The organism is Variovorax sp. P4_D9, assembly GCF_056401695.1.
Genome location: NZ_JBFUIU010000061.1, coordinates 1 through 22169, shown reverse-complemented (window position 1 = coordinate 22169; position 22169 = coordinate 1). Strand labels below are relative to the sequence as shown.

General features: G+C 67.2%; 24 protein-coding genes. 12 read left to right on the top strand and 12 right to left on the bottom strand.

What is annotated here, in order from left to right; all coding sequences use genetic code 11:
- Positions 1-137 precede the first annotated feature (137 nt).
- Both AC1DY5_RS09680 and AC1DY5_RS09675 read right to left on the bottom strand, forming a co-directional pair.
- Positions 138-1124 (bottom strand): Bug family tripartite tricarboxylate transporter substrate binding protein, encoded by a 987-nt coding sequence (locus AC1DY5_RS09680; protein WP_478111072.1) that lies wholly within the window; start codon positions 1122-1124, stop codon positions 138-140.
- 30 nt (positions 1125-1154) lie between these two features.
- The gene (locus AC1DY5_RS09675; RefSeq protein WP_478111071.1) at positions 1155-2870 is read right to left on the bottom strand and encodes an acyl-CoA dehydrogenase family protein; all 1716 of its coding nucleotides are present in this window, start codon (positions 2868-2870) and stop codon (positions 1155-1157) included.
- 106 nt (positions 2871-2976) lie between these two features.
- Here AC1DY5_RS09675 and AC1DY5_RS09670 point away from each other — a divergent pair, with 106 nt between their 5' ends.
- The gene (locus tag AC1DY5_RS09670; RefSeq protein WP_478111070.1) at positions 2977-3876 is read left to right on the top strand and encodes a LysR family transcriptional regulator; all 900 of its coding nucleotides are present in this window, start codon (positions 2977-2979) and stop codon (positions 3874-3876) included.
- Here the strand turns inward: AC1DY5_RS09670 and AC1DY5_RS09665 are convergent.
- The 4 genes from AC1DY5_RS09665 to AC1DY5_RS09650 form a co-directional block, all read right to left on the bottom strand.
- On the bottom strand, positions 3867-4916 hold the full coding sequence (locus AC1DY5_RS09665) for a serine/threonine protein kinase (protein WP_478111069.1): 1050 nt from the start codon (positions 4914-4916) through the stop codon (positions 3867-3869). The genes AC1DY5_RS09670 and AC1DY5_RS09665 overlap by 10 nt on opposite strands.
- A 73-nt stretch (positions 4917-4989) precedes the next feature.
- Positions 4990-5160 (bottom strand): hypothetical protein, encoded by a 171-nt coding sequence (locus AC1DY5_RS09660; RefSeq protein ID WP_478111068.1) that lies wholly within the window; start codon positions 5158-5160, stop codon positions 4990-4992.
- 80 nt (positions 5161-5240) lie between these two features.
- Positions 5241-5531 (bottom strand): hypothetical protein, encoded by a 291-nt coding sequence (locus AC1DY5_RS09655; protein ID WP_478111067.1) that lies wholly within the window; start codon positions 5529-5531, stop codon positions 5241-5243.
- Positions 5532-5643: 112 nt separating this feature from the next.
- The gene (locus AC1DY5_RS09650; RefSeq protein WP_478111066.1) at positions 5644-6033 is read right to left on the bottom strand and encodes a hypothetical protein; all 390 of its coding nucleotides are present in this window, start codon (positions 6031-6033) and stop codon (positions 5644-5646) included.
- A 302-nt stretch (positions 6034-6335) separates the two neighbouring features.
- On the opposite strand from AC1DY5_RS09650, the gene AC1DY5_RS09645 reads away from it, so the two are divergent.
- On the top strand, positions 6336-6701 hold the full coding sequence (locus tag AC1DY5_RS09645) for a TfoX/Sxy family protein (protein ID WP_478111065.1): 366 nt from the start codon (positions 6336-6338) through the stop codon (positions 6699-6701).
- A gap of 313 nt (positions 6702-7014) precedes the next feature.
- The gene (locus tag AC1DY5_RS09640) at positions 7015-7416 is read left to right on the top strand and encodes a hypothetical protein (RefSeq protein ID WP_478111064.1); all 402 of its coding nucleotides are present in this window, start codon (positions 7015-7017) and stop codon (positions 7414-7416) included.
- A gap of 18 nt (positions 7417-7434) precedes the next feature.
- Here the strand turns inward: AC1DY5_RS09640 and AC1DY5_RS09635 are convergent, their stop codons facing one another.
- The 5 genes from AC1DY5_RS09635 to AC1DY5_RS09615 form a co-directional block, all read right to left on the bottom strand.
- On the bottom strand, positions 7435-8535 hold the full coding sequence (locus tag AC1DY5_RS09635; RefSeq protein WP_478111063.1) for a DUF2855 family protein: 1101 nt from the start codon (positions 8533-8535) through the stop codon (positions 7435-7437).
- A gap of 117 nt (positions 8536-8652) precedes the next feature.
- Entirely contained in the window at positions 8653-9078 is a 426-nt protein-coding gene (locus AC1DY5_RS09630) for an organic hydroperoxide resistance protein (RefSeq protein WP_478111062.1), read from the bottom strand.
- Between the two features lie 67 nt (positions 9079-9145).
- Positions 9146-9601, bottom strand: a complete 456-nt coding sequence (locus tag AC1DY5_RS09625) for a MarR family winged helix-turn-helix transcriptional regulator (RefSeq protein ID WP_478111061.1) — start codon at positions 9599-9601, stop codon at positions 9146-9148.
- 99 nt (positions 9602-9700) lie between these two features.
- On the bottom strand, positions 9701-10516 hold the full coding sequence (locus AC1DY5_RS09620) for a crotonase/enoyl-CoA hydratase family protein (RefSeq protein ID WP_478111060.1): 816 nt from the start codon (positions 10514-10516) through the stop codon (positions 9701-9703).
- Positions 10517-10550: 34 nt separating this feature from the next.
- Entirely contained in the window at positions 10551-11399 is an 849-nt protein-coding gene (locus AC1DY5_RS09615) for a 3-hydroxybutyryl-CoA dehydrogenase (RefSeq protein ID WP_478111059.1), read from the bottom strand.
- A gap of 175 nt (positions 11400-11574) precedes the next feature.
- Here AC1DY5_RS09615 and purT point away from each other — a divergent pair, with 175 nt between their 5' ends.
- The 9 genes from purT to AC1DY5_RS09570 all read left to right on the top strand — a co-directional run bounded on the left by purT (position 11575) and on the right by AC1DY5_RS09570 (position 21466).
- A complete protein-coding gene (purT, locus tag AC1DY5_RS09610; protein WP_478111058.1) occupies positions 11575-12777 on the top strand; it encodes a formate-dependent phosphoribosylglycinamide formyltransferase in 1203 nt (400 codons plus the stop codon).
- Between the two features lie 22 nt (positions 12778-12799).
- Positions 12800-13741, top strand: a complete 942-nt coding sequence (locus AC1DY5_RS09605; protein WP_478111057.1) for an alpha/beta hydrolase — start codon at positions 12800-12802, stop codon at positions 13739-13741.
- A 249-nt stretch (positions 13742-13990) separates the two neighbouring features.
- Entirely contained in the window at positions 13991-14734 is a 744-nt protein-coding gene (locus AC1DY5_RS09600) for a helix-turn-helix transcriptional regulator (protein WP_478111073.1), read from the top strand.
- A 101-nt stretch (positions 14735-14835) separates the two neighbouring features.
- Positions 14836-15711, top strand: coding sequence for a branched-chain amino acid ABC transporter permease (locus AC1DY5_RS09595; protein WP_478111056.1), 876 nt, complete (start codon positions 14836-14838; stop codon positions 15709-15711).
- 10 nt (positions 15712-15721) lie between these two features.
- The gene (locus AC1DY5_RS09590; RefSeq protein ID WP_478111055.1) at positions 15722-16798 is read left to right on the top strand and encodes a branched-chain amino acid ABC transporter permease; all 1077 of its coding nucleotides are present in this window, start codon (positions 15722-15724) and stop codon (positions 16796-16798) included.
- The gene (locus AC1DY5_RS09585; RefSeq protein ID WP_478111054.1) at positions 16795-17610 is read left to right on the top strand and encodes an ABC transporter ATP-binding protein; all 816 of its coding nucleotides are present in this window, start codon (positions 16795-16797) and stop codon (positions 17608-17610) included. The genes AC1DY5_RS09590 and AC1DY5_RS09585 overlap by 4 nt, the downstream gene beginning before the upstream one ends.
- Positions 17607-18380 carry an ABC transporter ATP-binding protein gene (locus tag AC1DY5_RS09580; RefSeq protein ID WP_478111053.1) on the top strand — a complete coding sequence of 258 codons (774 nt, stop codon included), beginning with the start codon at positions 17607-17609 and terminating at the stop codon, positions 18378-18380. The genes AC1DY5_RS09585 and AC1DY5_RS09580 overlap by 4 nt, the downstream gene beginning before the upstream one ends.
- Positions 18377-20260 (top strand): AMP-dependent synthetase/ligase, encoded by a 1884-nt coding sequence (locus AC1DY5_RS09575; protein WP_478111052.1) that lies wholly within the window; start codon positions 18377-18379, stop codon positions 20258-20260. Before AC1DY5_RS09580 ends, AC1DY5_RS09575 begins: the two co-directional genes overlap by 4 nt.
- Positions 20261-20293: 33 nt before the next feature.
- A complete protein-coding gene (locus AC1DY5_RS09570) occupies positions 20294-21466 on the top strand; it encodes an ABC transporter substrate-binding protein (protein ID WP_478111051.1) in 1173 nt (390 codons plus the stop codon).
- Positions 21467-21619: 153 nt separating this feature from the next.
- On the opposite strand, the gene AC1DY5_RS09565 is transcribed toward AC1DY5_RS09570, so the two are convergent.
- The coding region (locus AC1DY5_RS09565; protein WP_478111050.1) for a tripartite tricarboxylate transporter permease at positions 21620-22169 on the bottom strand (550 nt) is incomplete at its 5' end.

Here is a 22169-nt window from a genome sequence, read left to right as displayed (position 1 = left end):
GCAGAGGGTCCACCCGCTCGTGCCGAGCTTCGATCTCTGCGACCAACGACTGCTCTCGCCGCCTTCGACGTCATCTCACCACCCCCAGTCTTCTGATTCCCCTTCGGGAGGGAGGCATCCATAGCATCTCCTCGGGATCAGTCGAGCTGCGCGCCGGACTTCTTGACCACGTCCTTCCACTTGGCGGTCTCCGACACGATGAAGCGTCCGAGCTGCTGCGGCGAGCCGTCGGCGGCCGGTTCGAGGCCTTGCGAGGCGAACAGCTGCTTCACCTTCGGCGTCGCCAAGGCGTCGGCGAAGGCCTTGTTGAGCTTCGCGATGGTCTCCGGCGGGGTGCCGGCCGGTGCCACGATGCCGAAGAAGACGCTGACGTCGTAGCCCGTGACGCCCTGTTCGGCCAGGGTCGGCAGATCGGGCAGGGCCTGCGAGCGCTGCGCGGTGGCGATGCCGAGCGCCCGCAGCTTGCCGGCCTTGATGTAGGGCAGCGCGGTCAGCACGTCGGTGAAGCTCATCGACACCTGGCCGCCCAGCAGGTCGTTGAGCGCGGGGCCGGTGCCCTTGTAGGGAACGTGCTGCAGGTCGGTGCCGGCGATGCCGTTGAACAGCACGCCTGCCAGGTGCGACGACGCGCCGTTGCCCGACGAGGCGTAGCTGAGCTTGCCCGGGTTGGCCTTGGCATAGGCGATCAGCTCGCGCACGTCCTTGGCGGGGACCGCAGGGTTCACCACCAGGATGTTGGGCAGGTGGCCGACCTGGATCACCGGCGCGAAGCTCGTGACCGGGTCGTAGCTGATCTTGCGGTAGAGGCTCGAATTGATGGCTAGCGGCCCCGAGGTGCCGAACAGCAACGTGTGGCCGTCGGCCGGCGCGCGGGCCACGAAGTCGGCGCCGATGTTGCCGCCGGCACCGGCCCGGTTCTCGACGATCACGGGCTGGCCCAGGTTGCCCTTGATCTCGGCCGCGAGCGTGCGCGCCATGGCGTCAGTGGGCCCGCCCGGCGGGAACGGGATGATCAGCGAGATCGGCTTGGTCGGGAAGGTCTGGGCATGGGCCGTCGACAGTGCGGGCAGCACCGGCAGGGCGCCGACGCTGGCAGCGAGGATGAAGGTCTTGAGCAGTTTCATGTTGTCTCCTGGATCGTTGTCGTGTGGGGGTCAGGCGGTGGCGACGTGCTGCTCGACCGCCGGGCTGTTCCATGAGGCCGGCACGGCATCCGGCGCCAGCGGATCGCGCGGCAGCACGCGGTGCAGCAGCACGCCCTGCGCCCACTGCACGCGTTGCTGGGAGCCACTGCGCGCGCCTTCCCAGGCCATCGCGATCGCGCTGCAGGTGTGATAAAGCCCCGAGGCCGCCTGGCGCGCCAGGACGTCACCGCCCTCGTGCGCCGCGGTCGCGGCCAGTGCCGCCGCGCGGGCCAGCGCATCGCGCAGCGCCTGCGCGAAGGCCGGTGCCACGGCGGTGTCGTCGAGCAGGGCGCCGAAGTGCGCCTGCAGGGCCGGCAGCGATTCCTCGCGCTTGATGGCGCGGATCACGTCGAGAGCGACGATGTTGCTGGTGCCTTCCCAGATCGAGCCCAGATGTGCGTCGCGCACCAGCCGAGGGTCGCTCCATTCCTCGATGTAGCCACAGCCGCCGCGGACTTCCATCGCGTCGCCCGTGACCTTGCGGGCGTCGCGGCAGGCGCGGAACTTGATGAGCGGCGTCAGGATGCGCAGCAGCGCGTAGGCGCCTGCTTCGCCGCCGTCGGAGCGCGCCAGTGCCTGCGCGGTCTGGAACACCATGGTGCGAGCCTGCTCGGCCGGCAGCCTGAGCTTCTGCAATTGCCGCTGCATCAGCGGCATGTCGGCCAGCCGGCGGCCGAAAGCCCGGCGTTCGCTCGCGATGTACTCGGCCTCGGCCACCGCGCGGCGCATCAGGCCGGCGGCGCGCACGCCGTTCGACAGGCGCGAGTTGTTGACCATGTCGGCCATCTGCTGGAAGCCGCGGCCCTGCTCGCCGACCAGGTAGGCGACCGCGCCCTCGAGCCGAATCTCGCCGCTGGCCATCGAGCGGGTGCCGAGCTTGTCCTTGAGGCGCAGGATGCGGTAGTGGTTGGCGCTGCCGTCCTCCAACTGCTTCGGCAGCAGAAACAGCGAGACGCCCTTCATGCCCGCCGGCGCATCGTCGGCGCGCGCCAGCACCATCGCGAAGTCGGCGTCGGGATTGGAGCAGAACCACTTGTCGCCTTCGAGGCGCCATTGGCCGGAGGCATCCTTGCGGGCAAGCGTGAGGGTGGCGGCGATGTCGGAACCCGCCGCCTGCTCGGTCATGAACATCGCGCCCTGGGCCAGGGTGTCGAAATCGAGCGACTGGAAGCGCGGCAGGAAGCGCTCCACCAGTTCGGGGTTGCCGAACTTCTTCAGCGTGCGGGCGAGCGAATCGGTCATCGAGACCGGGCAGCACAGGCCGAACTCGGCCTGCACGAAGAGATAGGTCAGCACGTACTTGACCAGCGGCGGCATCCTGCCCTTCCAGCCCAGCGTCTCGTCGCGGTGCGACATCGCGGCCAGGCCGAACTCGCTGAGCGCCAGGCGCTCCATCTCGACGTAGGCCGGGTGCTTGATCACCTTCTGCTGGTCGATGCCGGTGCGGGTGCGAAGCGACAGCGTTGGCGGGTTCTTGTCGGCGGTCTGCGCCAGCTCGTCGAGCGGGCCGCCGGCCAGCGCGCCCAGGCGCTCGAAGTGCGGACGCATGTGCCGCACCAATTCGGGCGGCAGGTAGAGCGCGAGCAGGTGCTCGAGCTCGGCGTCGGTGGTGAACAGGTTCTGCCCGTGGCGGTCGGGCACCGGATGGACGGGGGAATCAACGCGGTTTGCGGGGGTGCTGGACATGTCTCGTCTCCTTTGTCGGTCGCATCTTTCCGCGCTTGACGATGCTTGTCCAATATCAGATACGTCTTGATTGATCTGATCTGCCTATTGTGAAAAACTGGCTCGCATGGAACTGCGTCATCTGCGTTATTTCGTCGTGCTGGCCGAAGAACTGCATTTCGGCCGGGCCGCGCGCCGGCTGGCGATTTCGCAGCCGCCGCTGAGCGTCGCCATCCGCCAGCTCGAGGAATCGGTCGGCGCGAGGCTGTTCGATCGCAACAGCAAAGAGGTGCGGATGACGCCGGCCGGCCAGGCGCTGCAGGCCTCGGCCCGGCTGCTGCTGCGCCAGGCGGAGGAGGCCGCGCTGGAGGCGCACGACATCTCGCGCGGATCAGCTGGCCGGCTGCGGATCGGCTTCGTCGGCGCCATGCTCTATCGCGGCCTGCCGCAGGCGCTGGCCAAGTACCAGGCCCTGCATCCGGCGGTGCGTGTCACGCTGGCGGAGCTCAATTCAGGCGAGCAGATCACCGAGTTGCTGCACGACCGGCTCGATGTCGGCTTCGTCCACACCAGCCGCATGCCGCCCGAGCTGTGCCACGCGCTGCTGCTGTCGGAGCCTTTCGTGGCCTGCCTGCCGGTCGGACATCGGCTGGCGCGCCGGCGCACGGTGGCAGTTGCGAGCCTGCGCGACGAGCCCTTCGTGCTGTTCTCGCGCAGCGCATCGCCCGACTACCACGAGCGCATCCTCGCGATCTGCGCCGGTGCCGGTTTCCGGCCCGAGGTGCGGCACGAGGTCCGGCACTGGCTGTCGGTGGTCTCGCTGGTCTCGCAGGGCCTGGGCGTGGCGCTGGTGCCGAGCGCGCTGCGCCGCACCGCGCTGCGGGGTGCCGTGTTCCGCCCGCTCGAGGAAGACGTGGCCGGCTCGGATGCGTACTGCGTGTGGCGCGAGGGGCCCGAGAACGCAGTGGTGCAGGGCTTTCTTCGCACCGTGCGAGCCGACACGCCGCCGTCCGACGATCAGGCGTAGAGCGGTTCCTCGGCCATCGCCTCGCACTGGTCCTGCAGCATCTGGATCTGGCCTTTCCAGTAGTCGCTCGAGCCGAACCATGGGAAGTTGATCGGGAAGATCGGATCTTCCCAGCGCCGCGCCAGCCAGGCGCTGTAGTGGATCAGGCGCAGCGTGCGCAGCGGCTCGACCAGCGTCAGCTCGCGCCGATCGAAGTCGCGGAACTGCTCGTAGCCGTCGAGCAGGCCGCTCAGCTGCCCGGTCTGCTGGGCGCGGTCGCCCGAGAGCAGCATCCAGAGATCCTGCACCGCGAAGCCGGTGCGGGTGTCGTCCAGGTCGACAAAGTGCGGGCCGCCGCCGGGGCGGTCGGTCGGCGTCCAGAGGATGTTGCCGGGATGGACGTCGCCGTGCAGCCGCAGCCTCTTGAGCGCCGGCGTGATGTCGCCGTCGTGGCCGCTGCCGAGCGCGGTGGCGGCGATCATCTCGAAGGCGGCGTTGCAGGCGGTCTCCCATTCGCGCTGGACGTCGAGCGGCACCATCTGGTGGCCGAGCAGCCAGTCGCGCGACGCGACGCCGAAGGTCTGGAGATCGAGCGCCGGCCGCGTCACGAAAGGGATGCGCGCACCGACCACATGGATGCGGCCGATGAAGCGGCCGACCCATTCGAGCACCTCGAAATCGTCGAGTTCGGGCGCGCGGCCGCCGCGGTAAGGGCTGACGCTGAAGGCGAAGCCGCCGTGATGGTGCAGCGTCCGGCCGCCGACCGAGATCGGGGCCACCGCAGGCACCTCGGCCGCCGCGAGCTCGAGGGCGAAGGCGTGCTCCTCGAGGATTTCTCCCTCGCTCCAGCGTCCCGGTCGGTAGAACTTGACCACCACCGCGCTGCGGTCCTCGAGGTGGACCTGGTAGACGCGGTTCTCGTAGGAGTTGAGGGCCGTGAGGCGGCCATCGCCGTGCAGGTCGAGCGCCGCGAGCGCATCGAGCACCACGTCGGGCGTCAGGCGTTCGTAGGGATGTGCGGCGTGGGCTGCACCGGGGGGAGGGGAGTTGGAAAGGGGCACATCGACATTGTCGGGCTTCGGCGCGATGCCACTTGATCTTTGTCCGGTTTGCGCGCGAAGCAACGCAAGTTTGTCATTCGAGTCGAACCCTTGGACGAATCTCATCGGCCCTGCTCGTCACCAGCGTGTAGTCGAACCACAGCCGCGTCAGGCGCACGTCATAGCGCTGGGCCTGGTATTCGTCTAGGAGGTTCCGATGCGCCGCTTGTTTGCCGATCGACTGGTCGTTGGCCACCGGGGTCATCGTGGTTCTGGTGGCCGTGGCGTTCGCCGTCTTGCGTGTAAGCGCTTGACTCGCCGCTGGCCGGCCGACTGCCGACTTTCTCAGGGCCGGGGCTGTCCCACCAGGCTGAGTTCGCGGCGGCAGCGCAGTTCGGTGATCCGGATCGCCTGGGGTGCGGCATCGAGATCGTGCGCGCTCGGTTCGAGCGCGCCCCAGCGGTTCGTCAGGAACTCGATGTCATAGCGGGTCTGCCAACCCTTGCCGATGGTGCGCTCGATGCAGCTGAGCAGATCGTGATAGCGCAGTGCAAAGTCCTGCGGGGCGGGGGCGGCGGTTGCGCTGAACGACAGCGCGCTGACGAAGGCGGCGATGGCGAAGATTCGTGTCGACATGGGCGAGAGTGGGTGCGGCAGCGTGATCGGCGACCGCTGGCGATGGGAGTTTGGGAAAGGCCGCAAATCTACACCACGTGCGAGGTCCGCCGCCGCGCGCGGCGCCATGCAACTACTCAAAAATCCCGCGAATGAATAATCCGTCGATGAGCCCGGGCCCCGCCTCTTCGACGCTGAGGTTGATCAAGACGTAGCCGCGCTCGCATCTGAGTATGAAGCTCGCCGTCGACGGACTCTGGCCGCTGGATGTCGCGAGCGGCCGGCAGCCTCCAACCTTGGAATGCAAGTCGACGAATAACTCTCGACCTTGGCTTTCCCGGACCTTGTCGTTGAATCGCTTCGCGAAGGCGCTGCCGACATCCTGGGGCGCCGCATCGAGGCGCGAAATCACGTCATCGAGGCGGTGCTTGAGTGTTTCCCCGGAAGATGCGGCAAATGCATGTGCACTCACGGCGCTGGCCCATACAATCCAGGCGGTCCTCGCGCACCTGTGCCAGTCCATTCGTAGCTCCTGGGCTCCTGATCTGCGTCGCCGGCGAATTGCCATACGGTCACGCCCAAAGGATGGAGCCATATGCAATCAAAGGGCGGATCGTTTCGACGTCGATGAGAAAGCTCTCGTTTCGCCGCGGGACGCGGACGAGAGATCTCCGTTCTGCGCTGGGAACTTGCGCAGAGCCACCCAGATGACAATCGCCCGATGCCATTGACTCCCGATGAATTCGATCTGCGTCGCGACGCGCCGGCCAACCACGCTCTCGACCACGGCCTGCTGCTGAATCAGGCCGACCTGGGTGGTCCGCCATGAGTGAATTCGCCGACGAACTGCACGACATCTTCGAACGCTTCGGTCCGGTCTCGCTGCGCCGGATGTTCGGTGGCCATGGCGTCTTCCACGACGGCCGCATGTTCGGCCTGGTCGCGCGCGAGCGGCTCTATCTCAAGGCGGACGCGCAATCGGCGCACTACTTCGATGCCAGGCAACTGGCTCCTTTCGAGTACCAGCGCCAGGGCCGGACTGCGCGCCTGTCCTACTACGAGGCGCCGCCGGAGTTGTTCGAGGATCGAGACGAAGCCGCTGTCTGGGCCCGCCGGGCCTGGGAGGCCGCGCTGCGGGCCGGGCCGAAGAAGCTGAAGCCGCAGCAAAGAAAAACCCGCCGCAGCGGGTGAAGGGCAGCCCTTCGAGGAGGGAGGGTGGATAAGAAGACGGACTGCCGCGCGGAGTATCCCCGTGGCGAATTAGCGGATCGTTAGCAGGTCCGCCGCTGGCGCGCCTTCAGGCGCCGGGCGCCGCACCGGGGGGTCCGCTTGAACGCCTTGTTGCGCGCTCACCAGCCAGACGATCCGGCCTTCCATCCCCGCCAAGGAGAAACTCTACAGCCAGGGAAGCGATAGCCGCGATCGCGCGCGTTCAGGCAGGCCAACAGCGAACTTCAGCCAGCCACTCGAAGTCCAAACATGTTCTTCGCTGCTGGAGTTCTTCATGAAGAAACTACTGGCTCTGTTGATTTTCGTCGCCGCGGCGGTGGTCGGACCTACCGCAGGCTTTGCCTTCAACGGTATGCAGGGCGGCACCCACGGCGGCATCGCGCAAGGAAGCGACAGGGGCTTTCACGGCAATCCCGGCTTCCGCGGTAACCCCGGCTTCCACGGCTTCCACGCCAACCCCGGCTTCCACCCGTTCCACGGGTTCGTCGGCATACCGGCGCGGCATCCCTTCTTTGTCCAGCGAGGCGTGGTGTTCGTCGGGGTGCCGTTTCCGGTCGCCGTGAACGCGGTCGGCTTCGTCGGCGAGCAGCCCCTTTATCTGTACTGTCAGAACCCGATGGGATTCTTCCCCGAGATCCAGTTCTGTCCGACGGGGTGGCTGCAGGTCTCGCAGTAGCTTGGCCGGGTGCGCCGACTACCGCAGCGACAGCACATGCCCCACGCGCGGATCCCCGCGCCCCGCCAGCACCTCGGCATAGGCTGCCTGCACGTCAATTCCGCCCGCATGGCGCTCGACCCGCAGCCAAGGCGCCCCATCCGTCACCCGCGCCACGAACGCGTGCCAGGCCTTCGCCATGCGCTCGCCGAACGCCTGCGCGCCCCATTCGCCGGTCCGCTTCTTGATCTGCGCCGGCGCGAAGAACAAGGTCGCGCGAGGACCCGGAAGATCCTTGCCGGACCCGCTTGCGGCCAGTTGATCGACGTGCGTACCGCCGATCGAGGCGCTGTATTTCAGGTTCGCAAAGCGCGTATGGATCGCCCGGCGCAGCTCGCCGTTGCCCGCGAAGTCGACATACACGCAGGGCGTGTCGGCCGCGAGTTGATCGAGCTCTTCGTAGGCCAGCACGCGGTCGTAGCAGCCCAGGCTTTCGCAGAACGCCTTGTTCGCGGCCGAGGTCAGGCCAATCACCTCGATGCCGTCGCGCTGCGCCAGCTGGAAGGCGGTGCCGTAAGCCGTCTTGCTCGACGCGCTGGACAGCAGCATAGCGCCCGGGCGCGCGCCGAAAAAGTCGTTGTCGTCAAGGAAGTCGTCGATCAGCCACGAGGTGATGAACAGCGGCCGCAGGAGCGCCTGGACGTCCTCGGTGTCCGCTGTGTAGAGCGGATCGACCTTGCAGCGGAAGTACTGGTTGTAGACCGCGGGTAGGGCGCTCCGGTGCGCCGCGCCATCGGTGAAGCGCTCGGGCGACAGCCGCTCGGGCGTCAGCACCGCGGCCGAGGCCATCGGGAAGTAGCCGTAGAGCCGCTCGCCCACCGCGACGCCCGGATGCAACGAGTGCGACACGGTCGCGAAGCCCCACACCGGCACGATGCCCCAGCCCTCTTCGCCGCTCGGGAAGAACTGCCAGTAGCTCATCGCCTCGCCGAAGGCGGCATAGGTGATGTTGTTCGAGGTCAGCGCGAAGTGCTCGATGCGCACGCGCACCTGGCCGTCGGCGAGGCGCTCGTCCTCGGCGCTGCGCAGGCGGGTGGCGGAAAGATCGTCCTTGCGGACCAGGAGGCTGTCTGTGCTCATCCGGCAACCATAGCGCAGGGCCGCAGGGAGCGCACGAGAAGAAGCCCGGCAAACGGTCGCTCAGGCGACCCTGCCGGGCGTCGGAGGCGGCTCGCGCCGCCGTTCAGGTTCAGCCGATCAAACGATCGCGAGCTCCACGTCGATGTTGCCGCGGGTGGCGTTCGAGTACGGGCAGACCTGGTGCGCGGTCTCGACCAGCAGCTTCTTCTGCGCATCGTCGAGGCCCGGCAGCGTGATCGCGAGCTTGACCGCGATGCCGTAGGCCTTTCCTTCGTTGATCGGGCCGAGCGAAACGCTGGAATCGATCGCGACGTCGTCCGGCACCTTGACGCTGATCTTCGGACCGACGGCCTTCATGGCGCCGATGAAGCAGGCGGCGTAGCCGACCGCAAACAGCTGCTCGGGGTTGGTGCCGGGCTTGCCCGAGCCGGGCGAGCTGAGCTTGACGTCGATCGCGCCGTCGCTGGACTTGCCGGCGCCGTCGCGGCCGCCGATGGTGTGGGCTTGGGCGGTGTAGAGAACCTTGTCGAGCTTGGTGGTCATGGTGATTCCTTTGCAGTGGTTGAGGGAGGGAGGGAGGGAGGGAAACGGAAAAGTGGCGTGCGTGGCCTCAAGCGGCCTTCTTGATGCGGTCGCGCAAGGACTGGATCTGCTGCGTCAGCGAAATGAGTTCGGGCACCGAGCACTCCGAGGCGGAAATCAGGCAGCCCGGCACGTCGGCGGCGCGCGCCTTGAGCTTGCGCCCCGCGGCCGTGAGGCTCACATGCACGCGGCGCTCGTCGGCGACGTCGCGGATGCGGGCCACCAGGCCATTGGCCTCGAGCCGCTTGAGCAGCGGCGTCAGCGTGCCCGAGTCGAGCGACAGCCGCTCGCCGACCTCGGACACCGTGAGCCCGTCGCGCTCCCACAGCACCAGCAGCACCAGGTACTGCGGGTACGTGAGGCCGAGCTTCTCGAGCAGCGGCTTGTACAGCCGCGTCATCGCGAGCGAGGCGGAATACACCGCGAAACAGAGCTGGTTGTCCAGCTTCAGCAGTTCGTCGATGGGGATCGTTGCGGTGGGCATGGAGCGAATTGTAGTGAGCAATTAAATTGTGTGCAATACAAATTGGCGCTGCAGGGTCTTTCCTGCTTCGGCCTCCGCCAGGGGGCCGAAGCCGCTGCGTCAACGGCCGCTGAAGCGCGCCGGCCGGCGTTCGACGAAGGAGCGCACGCCTTCGGCCGCGTCCTCGCTGTTCGACAGGCGCTGCTGCACCGGGATGAACTCCTCGACCGCCGCCAGCGGCCCCTGTTCGATCGCCTTGATCACGTTGAGCCGGGTCGCGACCACCGCCAGAGGCGCCTGGGCCGCGATCCGCTGCGCGATGCGCAGGGCCTCGTCGAGCTCCTGGCCAGCGGGCACCACGCGCTGGACGAAGTTCAGCCTGAAGGCCTCGGCGCTGTCGAACTCGTCGGCCGTGAGCAGGTGCAGCATCGCGTTGCCGAGGCCCGCGCGCTCGGCCATCCGCAGCGTCGCGCCGCCGGTGGCCATGATGCCGCGCTGCACTTCCATCTGCGAGAAGCGGCAGTTGTCGGCCGCCACCACGATGTCGGCGCCGAGCATCAGTTCGATGCCGACCGTGAAGCAGATGCCCTTGACCGCCACCACCATCGGCTTGGTGCGCCGGCGGTAGCCGGCCAGGCCGAAGTCGTGCGGCTCGACCAGCCCCTGCGGGACCGCCTTCTCGCCGCGCCGCATGTATTCGGCCACGGCCGGCAGGTCGAGGCCGGCCGTGAAATGGTCCCCGAAGGCATGCAGCACGCCCACGCGCAGCGCCGGATCGTCGTCGAGCCGGGTGTAGGCCTCGGCGAGCTGCTTGAACATCGGCGGCGTCCAGCCGTTGCGCTTGGCGGGCCGGTTGATGCCGATCAGCAGCACGTGGTCGAGCGCCTGGGTGTCGATGCAGCCTTCGGCGGGCGGGTTGGTCGGTGTCGCGGTCATCGGGCTTGTCTCCTCTGTTGTACTTGTCGGCGTATCAGTACGTGTACACGCCGCGCCCGGTCTTGCGACCCAACTGGCCCGCCGCGACCATCTCCTTCAGCAGCGGACAAGGCCGGTACTTCGAATCGCCGAACTGCTCGAGGTAGACCTCCATCACCGCCAGGCAGACGTCGAGCCCGATCATGTCGGCCAGCGCCAGCGGGCCGATCGGCTGGTTGCAGCCGAGCTTCATGCCGGCGTCGATGTCCTCGGCGGTCGCCAGCCCGTCGGCCAGCACGAAGAAGGCTTCGTTGATCATCGGCACCAGGATGCGGTTGACCACGAAGCCCGGTGCGTTCTTCACCGTGATCGGCGACTTGCCGAGCTTCACGGCGAGTTCCTTCACGGCGTCGTGCGTCGCGTCGCTGGTCAGATAGCCGCGGATGATCTCCACCAGTGCCATCATCGGCACCGGGTTGAAGAAGTGCATGCCGATGAAGCGGTCGGCGCGCGAGGTGGCTGCGGCCAGTTGGGTGATCGAAATCGACGAGGTGTTCGAAGCGATGATCACCTCGGGCGCCAGCAGGGCGTCGACTTGCTGGAGGATCTTGAGCTTGAGCGCGTGGTTCTCGGTCGCGGCCTCGATCACCAGCTGGGCCGACTTCAGGTCGTCGTAGTTGGTCGAGCCCTTGATCAGCGCCAGCGCGGCGTCCTTCTGGGCCGCCGCGAGCTTGTCCTTCTTGATCAGGCGGTCGAGGCTGCCCGCCACCGTGGCGACGCCCTTGTCGACCGCGGGCTGCGCGATGTCGACCATGACCACGTTGACGCCCGCGACCGCGCAGACCTGGGCGATGCCGTTGCCCATCGTGCCCGCGCCAATGATGCCGACCGTCTGGATTGCCATGAAAAATACTCCTTGAACTGAAGAATGGAAAAGGAGGGCGCCGCCCCGGACGGCGTCCCGCGGCAGAGATTGTGGAACAGAGCGCGGCGGCGCGCGTTGCCGTCCGTGACAGCGCCCGGATGCGGCGCGAGTGATTTAAAGTGCCGCGTTCATCCTTCCCGTCACGAATCGACCCATGACCACCCTCGGCACGCCCCTTTCCCCTACCGCCACCCGCGTGATGCTGCTCGGCTCCGGCGAGCTCGGCAAGGAGGTGCTGATCGCCCTCCAGCGGCTGGGTGTCGAGACCATCGCGGTCGACCGCTACGACAACGCGCCGGGCCAGCAGGTCGCGCACCATGCGCGGACCATCACGATGAGCGACCCGGCCCAGCTCAAGGCCCTGATCGAGGCCGAGAAGCCGCAGCTGGTGGTGCCCGAGATCGAGGCCATCGCGACGCCGATGCTGCAGCAGCTGGAGGACGCCGGCGTGGTGCGCRTCATCCCGACTGCGCGGGCGGCCCGCCTCACGATGGACCGCGAAGGTATCCGCCGCCTGGCCGCCGAGACGCTCGGCGTGCCGACCAGCCCGTACAAGTTTTGCGATTCGCTTGCCGAGCTGCAGGCGGCCATCGACGCCGGCATCGGCTATCCGTGCATCGTCAAGCCCGTGATGAGCAGCTCGGGCAAGGGCCAGAGCAAGATCGACGGCCCGGCCGACGTGCAGAAGGCCTGGGATTACGCCATGGCCGGCGGCCGCGTCAGCCACGGCCGGGTGATCGTCGAGGGCTTCATCAACTTCGACTACGAGATCACGCTGCTGACCGTGCGCGCCCTCGACGGCACCGGCGTAGTGCAGACGCAGTTCTGCGAGCCGATCGGCCACGTCCAGGTGAGCGGCGACTATGTCGAGAGCTGGCAGCCGCACCCGATGGCGCCCGCCGCGCTGCAGAAGGCGCACCAGATCGCGCAGGCCGTGACCGCCGATCTCGGCGGCCAGGGCCTGTTCGGCGTCGAGCTGTTCGTCAAGGGCGAGCAGGTCTGGTTCAGCGAAGTCAGCCCGCGGCCGCACGACACCGGCATGGTGACCATGGCGACCCAGTGGCAGAACGAGTTCGAACTGCACGCCCGCGCGATCCTCGGGCTGCCGGTCGACACCACGCTCAAGAGCCCCGGCGCCAGCGCCGTGGTCTACGGCGGCGTCGACGCCACCGGCATCGTCTTCGATGGCGTAGCCGAGGCGCTGGCGGTGCCGGGCGTCGACCTGCGCCTGTTCGGCAAGCCCGAGAGCTTCACGAAGCGGCGCATGGGCGTGGCGCTGGCGCACGCGGACGACATTGACACCGCGCGTCGCAACGCCAAGGAAGCGGCCTCGCGCGTGAAGCCAAGACAAGCCTGATCTCACCGCCGGAGCCACTCTGATGCTGCATCCCCAAGCCCAGGCTTTCATCGACCTCCTCGTGCAGCGCGGCGTGCCGCCGACGCACACGCTGACGCCAGCCGACGCGCGCAAGTTCTACCGCGAGCGGCGCGCCGTGACGCAGCCCGATCCCGGCGAGGTGGCCGAGCTGCGGGAACTGCAGGCCGACGGGCCGCACGGGCCGATTCCGCTGCGCTTCTACCGCCCGCTCGGTGCCGCGGCCGCTGCCGTGCTGCCGGTGCTGGTGTACTACCACGGCGGCGGCTGGACCATCGGCGACCTCGACACCCACGACACGCTGTGCCGCGAGCTCTGCAACCTGTCGGGCTGTGCGGTGGTGGCGGTCGACTACCGCTTGGGGCCCGAGCATCGTTTTCCGGCGGCGGTCGACGACGTGCTCGCGGCCACGCGCTGGGTGCGGCGGGAGGCTGCAGCGCTCGGCGTCGATGCCGGCCGCCTTGCGGTCGGCGGCGACAGCGCGGGCGGCAACCTGGCGGCGGTGGTCGCGATCGCGGCGCGCGATGCCGGCGATCTGCCGATCGGCTACCAGCTGCTGATCTATCCGGCGACCGACATGCGCCGCGTCCATCCTTCGCATGTCACCAATGGCCAGGGTTACGTGCTGACGGCCGACACCATCCGCTATTTCCACGACCAGTACATCACCGATGCGGCGCACGACCTCGACTGGCGCGCCTCGCCGCTGCTGCGCGAGGACCTAGCCGGCCTGCCGCCGGCCCTGGTGCTGACCGCCGGCTACGACCCGCTGCGCGACGAGGGCCTGGACTATGCGCGGGCGCTGAGCGCCGCCGGCAACCGGACCAGCTACGTCTGTTTCGAGCGCCAGATCCATGGCTTCATCACCATGGGCCGGCTGCTCGACGAGGCCAATGCCGCCGTCTCGATGTGCGCGGCCGAACTGCGCCGGGCCCTCCAGCCCTGACCCCCACGCTCCCCCACTGCGTGTGGGTCGCTGCCCCCCGAGGGGGCCGCAGGCCGCCTTGGCGCGGCCCGGCGGCGGCCTAAGGGAAAGTCCCCGCGCCGTCGCCGACGCGATCGGCGCCGTCCCCCGCTACGATCGGCAGATGGCGACGCCGGCCACGGGCCGTCCGTCGCCGAGCGGAGGAGAACGGCATTGGTCAGCAGGCAAGCGAAGCATGCGCCGCGCGGCAATCAGCGCGACGAGCGCCTCATGTGGATCACCTCGCAGCGCGTGTTCTACGCGGGCCTGCTGGGCGCGACCACCGAGCGCAGCATGGGCGGGCACGGCGTCTATCTTTCGCCCGTCGGTGCAGCGCTGCGGATCCGTATCGGCGGCGGCGCCTGGCAGAGCGGCGAGCTGATGGTGGTGCCGCCCCTGGTGCCGCACCAGATCGAGACCGAACACCGCAGCATCGTGAACCTGCTGATCGAACCCGAGTTCGTCGATCCGGCGCGGCTGCCCGACTTCCTTCGGCATTGCGGGCCAGTCGATGCGCCGGCCTTCGCGCAGCGCGTGCGCGAGGTGCATGCGCAACTGGCCGAGGCCTCGGGACGCGAGAGCTTCGACCATTTCGATTTCGATGCGCTGTTCTTCGGTGCGCCGCTGGCGGCGCGGACGCTCGACGCCCGCATCCGCGAGGTGATCGAGTGCATCAGCGCCGATCCGGCGGCACCCACCTCGGCCGAACAATGCGCCGCCTCGGTGGGACTTTCCTTCTCTCGCTTCCTGCATTTGTTCAAGCAGGAGACCGGCCTGACCTTCCGTGCCTTCCGGGCCTGGAAGCGTGCCCGCAGCCTGCTGCGCCATGTGCGCCAGAGCTCCACGCTGACCGACATCGCGCTCGACACCGGCTATCCCGACTCGACCCATTTCAGCCACTCGATCCGGCAGGTCTACGGCCTGCGTCCCAGCGACATCCTGGCAGGTTCTCGGCGGCTCGCCGTGCACCAATGAAGCGCGCGCGCAGCGCCGCGTGAAGAAGCCGATGCGGGACAACCCTCTGCGTCGCGGGCGCGAGTCACCGCTATAAACCGCGAAACCCGAACGAGACCTACTTGCAAATACTTCAGCTCCTGCTCTCAGGCATCGCACAAGGCTGCATCTATGGCCTGATCGCTCTGGGCTTCGTGCTGATCTACAAGGCCACCGAGACCGTGAGCTTCGCGCAGGGCGAGCTCATGATGGTCGGCGCTTTTTGCGCCTTTGCCGGCATGTCGATGTTCGGGCTGCCCTTCTGGCTGGCGGCGCTGCTGGCGGTGGCGGCGATGGTCGCTTTCGGCGTGCTGCTCGAACTGGTGGTGATCCGTCCGATCCTGGGCCAGCCGCAATTCTCGATCGTGATGCTGACCATCGGCATCGGCTACGTGGCGCGCGGGCTGGTCACGATGATCCCCGGCATCGGCACCGAGACCCACACGCTGCCGGTGCCCTACAAGGACGAGATCTGGAAGGTCGGCGAGCTGGTGGTCAACCTCGAGCAGCTGGCCATCATCGTCGCCACCACGGTGCTCTGCGGCCTGCTGTTCGCGATGTTCCGCTACAGCAAACTCGGCATCGCGATGCAGGCCGCGTCGCAGAACCAGCTCGCGGCCTACTACATGGGCATTCCGGTCAAGCGCCTCAACGGCCTGGTGTGGGGGCTGGCGGCGGCGGTGGCGGCGATCGCCGGCATGCTGCTGGCGCCGATCACCTTCGTCCACGCCAACATGGGCTTCATCGGCCTCAAGGCCTTTCCGGCCGCGGTGGTGGGCGGCTTCGGCAGCCTGCCGGGTGCGATCGTCGGCGGCCTGGTGATTGGCATCGTCGAATCCTTCGCGGGCTTCTACCTGCCCGACGGCTTCAAGGACACGGCGCCCTACATCGTGGTGCTGGTGATGCTGATGGTGAAGCCGAACGGCCTCTTTGGCGAAAAACTTCGCAAGAAAGTCTAGGCCGTTCTTCATGCGCTACATCTTCAAGACCAGCTACACGCAGGACATCGATCTCGCCAAGCACGGCGGCCACGTGTTCTGGTACAGCCTGCTCGGCGTGGCGCTGATCGCGGCGCCGTGGGTGGTGCCCGAGTACTGGCTGGCGCAGCTGACCTTCGTGCTGATCTACGGCATCGTCGGCCTCGGGCTGATGCTGCTGGCCGGCTTCACTGGACAGTTCTCGATCGGCCACGCGGCCTTTCTTGGCACCGGGGCCTACACGCAGGCGGTGCTCGGCAACATGGGCGTGCCGTTCCCGATCGCGCTGGCCGCCGCCGCGGCGCTGTCGGCCGCGGTCGGCGTGGTGGTCGCGATGCCGGCGCTGCGCGTCAAGGGCATCTATCTCGGCATCGCGACGCTGGCCTTCGGCTTCATCGTCGAGGAGGTGTTCGCGCGCTGGGAGAGCGTCACCGGCGGCAACTCCGGGCTGCACGTGAAGCCGGCGAGCCTGTTCGGCTGGGAGCTGAACTCGAGCGAGAGCTTCTACCTGGTCTGCCTGATCATCGCGGTGCTGTGCACGCTGGCCATCCTGAACCTGCTGCGCTCGCCCACCGGCCGCGCCTTCGTCGCGATCCGCGACTCCGAGATCTCGGCGCAGAGCATGGGCATCCACCTGGCGCGCTACAAGACGATGTCCTTCGCAATTTCGGCGGCGCTGGCCGGGCTCGGCGGCGCGCTCTATGCCCACAAGCTGAGCTTCATCGCACCCGATCAGTTCAACATCCTGCAATCGATCGACCTGCTGCTGCTGGTGGTGATCGGTGGCTTGGGCTCGGTGCATGGTGCCTTCCTGGGCGCGATCTTCCTGATCGCGATGCCGCAGCTGATCGCGCTCGGCAAGGACTGGCTGCCGGCGGCGATCGGCCAGGCGCCGGGTCTGCAGGGGCTGGTCTACGGCCTGGTGCTGATCGCCTTCGTGCTGTTCGAGCCGCTCGGCCTCTATGGGCGCTGGCTCAAGATCCGCACCTGGCTGCAGCTGTTTCCGTTCTACCGGCGCGGCCTGTTCAAGCGGCAGAAGTCCTTTACCAAGTCGGACCGATTGAGATGAGCGCCTCCGACATTCTTCTTTCCGCCAGGGACCTGAGCGTGCGCTTCGGCGGCGTGCTGGCGGTCAACAAGGTCAGCTTCGACGTTCGTCGCGGCGAGGTCTTCACGCTGATCGGGCCCAACGGTGCCGGCAAGACCACGGTGTTCAACCTGATCAGCCGCATCTACACGCCGACCACCGGCGAGATCGTCTGGCACGGCGGTGCGGTGCCGCTGGCGCTGACCGAGCAGGCGCCGCACGAGATCGCGGCGCTGGGCATTGCGCGCACCTTCCAGAACATCGAGCTGTTCGAACATGCGACCGTGCTGCACAACCTGCTGATCGGCCGCCATACGCACCGCCAGACCGGTCTCTGGAGCGAGGTGTTCTTCACCTCCGCCACCCGCCGCGCCGAGATCGAGGCGCGCGAGAAGGCCGAGCAGGTGATCGACCTGCTCGACCTGCAGCACCACCGCGACTCGATGGTCGCGGGCCTGCCCTACGGCGTGCGCAAGGTGGTCGAGCTGGCGCGTGCGCTGTGCACCGAGCCCAAGCTGCTGCTGCTCGACGAGCCCTCGTCCGGCCTCAATGTCGAGGAGACCGCCGACATGGCCTTCTGGATCCAGGACATCCAGCATGAACTCGGCATCTCAGTGCTGATGGTGGAGCACGACATGTCGCTGGTGTCGAAGGTGTCCGACCGGGTGCTGGCGATGAACATGGGGGAGGCGCTGGCTTCGGGAACGCCTGCCGAGGTGCAGTCGGATGCGCGGGTGATCGAGGCGTACCTGGGGACTGTCGATGACGTGAGCAGCTTGCGGAGGGCCGCATGAGCGACGTCGTCCTGCAGCTCCTCAACGTGGAAAGCGCCTACGGCCCCATCAGGGCCATCCGCGGCGTCAGCCTCAAGGTGCGCGCCGGCGAGATCGCCACGGTGCTGGGCTCCAATGGCGCCGGCAAGACCACGATCCTCAAGACCATCTCGGGCATCATCGATCCGCGCAAGGGCAGCATCGAGTTCAAGGGCAAGAACATCACGGCGCAGGACCCGGCCCACATCGTCCAGCAGGGCCTGAGCCACGTGCCCGAGGGGCGCGAGGTGTTCCCGCTGCTGTCGGTCAGGGACAACCTGCTGATGGGCGCCTACACCCGCAAGGACCGCGACGGCGTTGCACGCGACATCGAGACCGTGTTCGGCTACTTCCCGATCCTCAAGGAGCGTGCCGCTCAGGACGCCGGCCTGCTCTCGGGCGGCCAGCAGCAGATGCTCGCGATCTCGCGCGCGATCATGGCGGCGCCGCACCTGATCCTGCTCGACGAACCCAGCCTCGGCCTCTCGCCCAAGCTCACCAAGGAGATCTTCGAGATCGTGGTGCGCATCAACCGCGAGCGCGGCACCACCATCCTGCTGGTCGAGCAGAACGCCAACATGGCTCTCAATGCCTCCGACTACGGCTACGTGCTCGAGAACGGCCGCATCGTCATGGAAGACACCTGCGAGCGGCTGCGCGAGAAGGAGGACATCAAGGAGTTCTACCTCGGCCTCAAGGACGACGGCGTGCGCGGCGAGCGGCGCTGGAAAAAGAAGAAGACCTGGAGATGAGCAACGCCATGCACGCCAAGGCACCTGCCGGCCTCTGGGACCTGGGCCGCATCCAGTCGCGCACCGACATCGTGGTTCCCGGCGAGACCATGGCCGCGATGTTCTGGAACGCCGCCCGGCTGCGCGGCGACAAGGTCTGGATGCGGCAGAAGAAGCTCGGCATCTGGCGCAGCTGGAGCTGGAAGCAGACCGCCGATGCGGTGGCCGAGATCGCCGGCGGACTGATGGCGATCGGCTTCGCGCCGCACGAGTGCGCCTCGATCCTGTCGAACACCGTGATCGAATGGGTGCTCTGCGACCTCGCGGTGCTGAGCTGCGGCGGCGTGGCCAACGGCATCTACCCAACCGACGCCGCCTCCCAGGTGCACTACCTCTGCGAGGACTCGCGCACCACCGTGCTCTTCGTCGAGGACGACGAGCAGCTCGACAAGGCGCTCGAAGTGCGCGCCGGCCTGCCGCTGCTGCGCAAGATCGTGGTCTTCGACATGGAGGGCCTGCGCGACCTGCACGATGACGACGTCATCAGCCTCGACGCCCTGCGCGCGCTCGGCCGCGACTACAACAAAGCCCATCCGCAGGAGCTCGAGCAGCGCGTCGGCGGCTGCCGGCCCGACGATCTGGCGATCCTGGTCTACACCTCGGGCACCACCGGCAAGCCCAAGGGCGCGATGCACAGCCACCGCGGCCTGGTCTACACCACGCGCGGCTACAACACGCTGGTGGCACAGGACGAGCACGACGAGCGCATGTGCTTCCTGCCGCTGTGCCACATCGCCGAGCGCATGGGCGGCGAGTACTTCGCGATGTACACCGGCTCGATCCTCAACTTCGTCGAGAACCCCGAGACCGTGCCCGAGAACGTGCGAGAGATCGCCCCGACCGTGTTCACCGCGGTGCCGCGGGTGTGGGAGAAGTTCTATTCGGGCGTGATGATCGCGCTCAAGGAGGCCAGCCGCGTGCAGCAGGCCGCCTATGCCTGGAGCATCGGCGTCGGCACCACCATCGCCGAACGCGTGCTGGCCGGGCAGCCGGTCGGCGCCGTGCTGCGCTTCAAGTTCCGGCTCGCGCGCTGGCTGGCGCTGGACAACGTGCGCAAGCTGATCGGCATCCACCGCGCGCGCTTCCTGGTCACCGGCGCGGCACCGATCTCGCCCGGGCTCGTCAAGTGGTACCTCGCGCTGGGCGTGCCGATGCTCGAGGTCTGGGGCATGACCGAATCCTGCGGCGCCGCCACTGGCGTGCCAGCGGCGCGCATCAAGCCCGGCGCCATCGGCACGGCCGCGGGCTACAACGAAGTGCGCATCGACCCCGCCACGGGCGAGATCCTGGTGCGCGGCACCAACGTCTTCATGGGCTACCTGAACCTGCCCGAGAAGACCGCCGAGACCATCGACGCCGAGGGCTGGCTGCACACCGGCGACGTCGGGACGGTCGACCAGGACGGGTATTTCCGCATCACCGACCGCATGAAGGACATCATCATCACGGCGGGCGGCAAGAACATCACGCCGAGCGAGCTCGAGAACGAGCTCAAGTTCAGCCCCTACATCACCGACGCCGTGGTGATCGGCGATGCAAAGCCCTACCTCAGCGTGATCATCATGATCGACCAGGAGAACGTCGAGAAATTCGCCCAGGACCACGACGTGCCCTTCAGCAACTACCAGAGCCTGACGCGCGCGCAGGAGGTGCAGGACCTGATCCAGGCCGAGCTCGACCGTGTCAACGCCAAGTTCGCGCGGGTCGAGCAGATCAAGAAGTTCTTCCTGCTCGAGACCCAGCTCAGCGCCGAGGACGAGGAACTGACCCCGACTATGAAGCTCAAGCGCAAGCTGGTGCAGGCCAAGTACGCCGATCGCATCGACGCCATGTACGCGTAGACCATTCTTTCGCCACCTAGAGGAGACAACAGTATGAAGACCCAGACACTGATCCCCCTGGCCGCCGCGGCCGGTCTCGCGCTGGGCTCCGGCCTGGCCAGCGCGCAGCAGCAGGGCGTGGGCAAGGACGAGATCCGCATCGGCACGATCCAGGACCTGTCAGGTCCGCTGGCTGGTTTCGGCAAGCAGTCGCGCAACGGCATGCAGTTGGCCGTCGATGAACTCAACGAGCAGGGCAGCGTTCACGGCCGCAAGCTCAAGCTGTTCGTCGAGGACTCGGGCTACGACCCCAAGAAGGCGGTGCTGGCGGCACAGAAGCTGGTCAACCAGGAGAAGATCTTCATCATGGCGGGCCACATCGGCACCGCGCAGAACATGGCGGCGATGCCGGTGCAGTTCGAGAAGAACATCGTCAACTTCTTCCCGATCACCGCGGCGCGCGAGATGTACGAGCCGTTCAATCGGCTCAAGTATTCCTTTGCCGCGACCTACTACGACCAGATCCGCATGGCACTGCCGAAGATGATCAAGGAAAAGGGCGCGAAGAAGGTCTGCACCATCTACCAGGACGACGAATTCGGCCTCGAGGTCCAGCGCGGCGCCGAGGCCGGCCTGAAGGCGGCGGGCATGGAACTGACCGAGAAGACCTCCTTCAAGCGCGGGGCGACCGACTTCTCGTCGCAAGTGGCCAAGATGAAGGCGGCCAACTGCGACCTGGTGGTGCTCGGCACCATCATCCGCGAGACCATCGGCACCGTGGGCGAGGCGCGCAAGACCGGCTTCAACCCGACCTTCCTGGGCTCCAGCGCGGCCTACACCGACTTGATCCACAAGCTCGGCGGCAAGCCGATGGACGGCGTCTACGCGACCATGACGGTGCAGAACCCCTACACCGACGAGCAGTCCCAGCCGCTGCGCTTCTGGGCCAACAAGTACAAGACCAAGTTCAACGAGGACCCGACCGTGTTTTCGGTCTACGGCTATTCGATCATCCAGGCCTTCATCCAGGCCGCCAACAAGGCCGGCCCCAACCTAAACACCGACAGCTTCATCAAGGCGATGGACAGCAGCACCTTCGAGCCCGACATGTTCGGCAGCCCGAAGATGACCTTCTCGGCCACCAAGCGGCTCGGCAACGACCAATCGCGGCTGTCGCAGATCGTCGATGGAAAGTGGAAGGTGGTGTCGGACTATCTGGCGCCCTGAACACTGAAAAGCACAAGCAACAAAGCCGCCCGAGGGCGGCTTTGTTGTGAGTGCCCTTCCAGGGATACCGCGGAACCGGCTTGGCCGGGCCGCTGATATCGCCCCCGGAAGGGGGTGGGCGGCTACACGAAGTGAGCCAACCTGGGGGAGAGCCTATTCCTCCACGAAGGCCTCTTCGCGCTTGGCCTTGATCGACGGCAGCAGGACGATGCCCAGCAGCAGGCAGGCCGCGACGAGCAAGCCGGCCGACAGCGGCCGGGTGACGAACACGGCCCAGCTGCCGCGCGACAGCAGCAGCGCACGGCGCAGGTTCTCTTCCATCATCGGCCCGAGGATGAAGCCCAGCAGCAGCGGCGCCGGCTCGSWYCYSAGCTTGAWRAAGRGGTAGCCGATGAAGCCGAAGGCCGCCACCATCCAGATGTCGAAGGTGTTGTTGTTGGTCGAGTAGACGCCGATCGCGCAGAACAGCACGATCGCCGGGAACAGGAACTTGTAGGGCACCGTCAGCAGCTTGATCCACATGCCGATCAGCGGCAGGTTCAGGATGATCAGCATCGCGTTGCCGATCCACATCGAGGCGATCAGGCCCCAGAACAGCTCGGGGTTGCTGGTCATCACCTGCGGGCCCGGCTGGATGTTGTGGATCGTCATCGCGCCGACCATCAGCGCCATCACCGCGTTGGGCGGAATGCCCAAGGTCACA

Excerpts from the sequence above, each read along its gene's own strand:
- AC1DY5_RS09635 (WP_478111063.1), bottom strand. The coding sequence starts at position 8,535 with ATGAGCACAGACAGCCTCCTGGTCCGCAAGGACGATCTTTCCGCCACC.
- AC1DY5_RS09600 (WP_478111073.1), top strand. The coding sequence starts at position 13,991 with ATGTGGATCACCTCGCAGCGCGTGTTCTACGCGGGCCTGCTGGGCGCG.
- AC1DY5_RS09570 (WP_478111051.1), top strand. The coding sequence starts at position 20,294 with ATGAAGACCCAGACACTGATCCCCCTGGCCGCCGCGGCCGGTCTCGCG.
- AC1DY5_RS09675 (WP_478111071.1), bottom strand. The coding sequence starts at position 2,870 with ATGTCCAGCACCCCCGCAAACCGCGTTGATTCCCCCGTCCATCCGGTG.
- AC1DY5_RS09625 (WP_478111061.1), bottom strand. The coding sequence starts at position 9,601 with ATGCCCACCGCAACGATCCCCATCGACGAACTGCTGAAGCTGGACAAC.
- AC1DY5_RS09615 (WP_478111059.1), bottom strand. The coding sequence starts at position 11,399 with ATGGCAATCCAGACGGTCGGCATCATTGGCGCGGGCACGATGGGCAAC.
- AC1DY5_RS09605 (WP_478111057.1), top strand. The coding sequence starts at position 12,800 with ATGCTGCATCCCCAAGCCCAGGCTTTCATCGACCTCCTCGTGCAGCGC.
- AC1DY5_RS09580 (WP_478111053.1), top strand. The coding sequence starts at position 17,607 with ATGAGCGACGTCGTCCTGCAGCTCCTCAACGTGGAAAGCGCCTACGGC.
- AC1DY5_RS09655 (WP_478111067.1), bottom strand. The coding sequence starts at position 5,531 with ATGTCGACACGAATCTTCGCCATCGCCGCCTTCGTCAGCGCGCTGTCG.
- AC1DY5_RS09585 (WP_478111054.1), top strand. The coding sequence starts at position 16,795 with ATGAGCGCCTCCGACATTCTTCTTTCCGCCAGGGACCTGAGCGTGCGC.
- AC1DY5_RS09590 (WP_478111055.1), top strand. The coding sequence starts at position 15,722 with ATGCGCTACATCTTCAAGACCAGCTACACGCAGGACATCGATCTCGCC.
- AC1DY5_RS09640 (WP_478111064.1), top strand. The coding sequence starts at position 7,015 with ATGAAGAAACTACTGGCTCTGTTGATTTTCGTCGCCGCGGCGGTGGTC.
- AC1DY5_RS09650 (WP_478111066.1), bottom strand. The coding sequence starts at position 6,033 with ATGGACTGGCACAGGTGCGCGAGGACCGCCTGGATTGTATGGGCCAGC.
- AC1DY5_RS09575 (WP_478111052.1), top strand. The coding sequence starts at position 18,377 with ATGAGCAACGCCATGCACGCCAAGGCACCTGCCGGCCTCTGGGACCTG.
- AC1DY5_RS09620 (WP_478111060.1), bottom strand. The coding sequence starts at position 10,516 with ATGACCGCGACACCGACCAACCCGCCCGCCGAAGGCTGCATCGACACC.
- AC1DY5_RS09660 (WP_478111068.1), bottom strand. The coding sequence starts at position 5,160 with ATGACCCCGGTGGCCAACGACCAGTCGATCGGCAAACAAGCGGCGCAT.
- AC1DY5_RS09670 (WP_478111070.1), top strand. The coding sequence starts at position 2,977 with ATGGAACTGCGTCATCTGCGTTATTTCGTCGTGCTGGCCGAAGAACTG.
- AC1DY5_RS09680 (WP_478111072.1), bottom strand. The coding sequence starts at position 1,124 with ATGAAACTGCTCAAGACCTTCATCCTCGCTGCCAGCGTCGGCGCCCTG.
- AC1DY5_RS09645 (WP_478111065.1), top strand. The coding sequence starts at position 6,336 with ATGAGTGAATTCGCCGACGAACTGCACGACATCTTCGAACGCTTCGGT.
- AC1DY5_RS09630 (WP_478111062.1), bottom strand. The coding sequence starts at position 9,078 with ATGACCACCAAGCTCGACAAGGTTCTCTACACCGCCCAAGCCCACACC.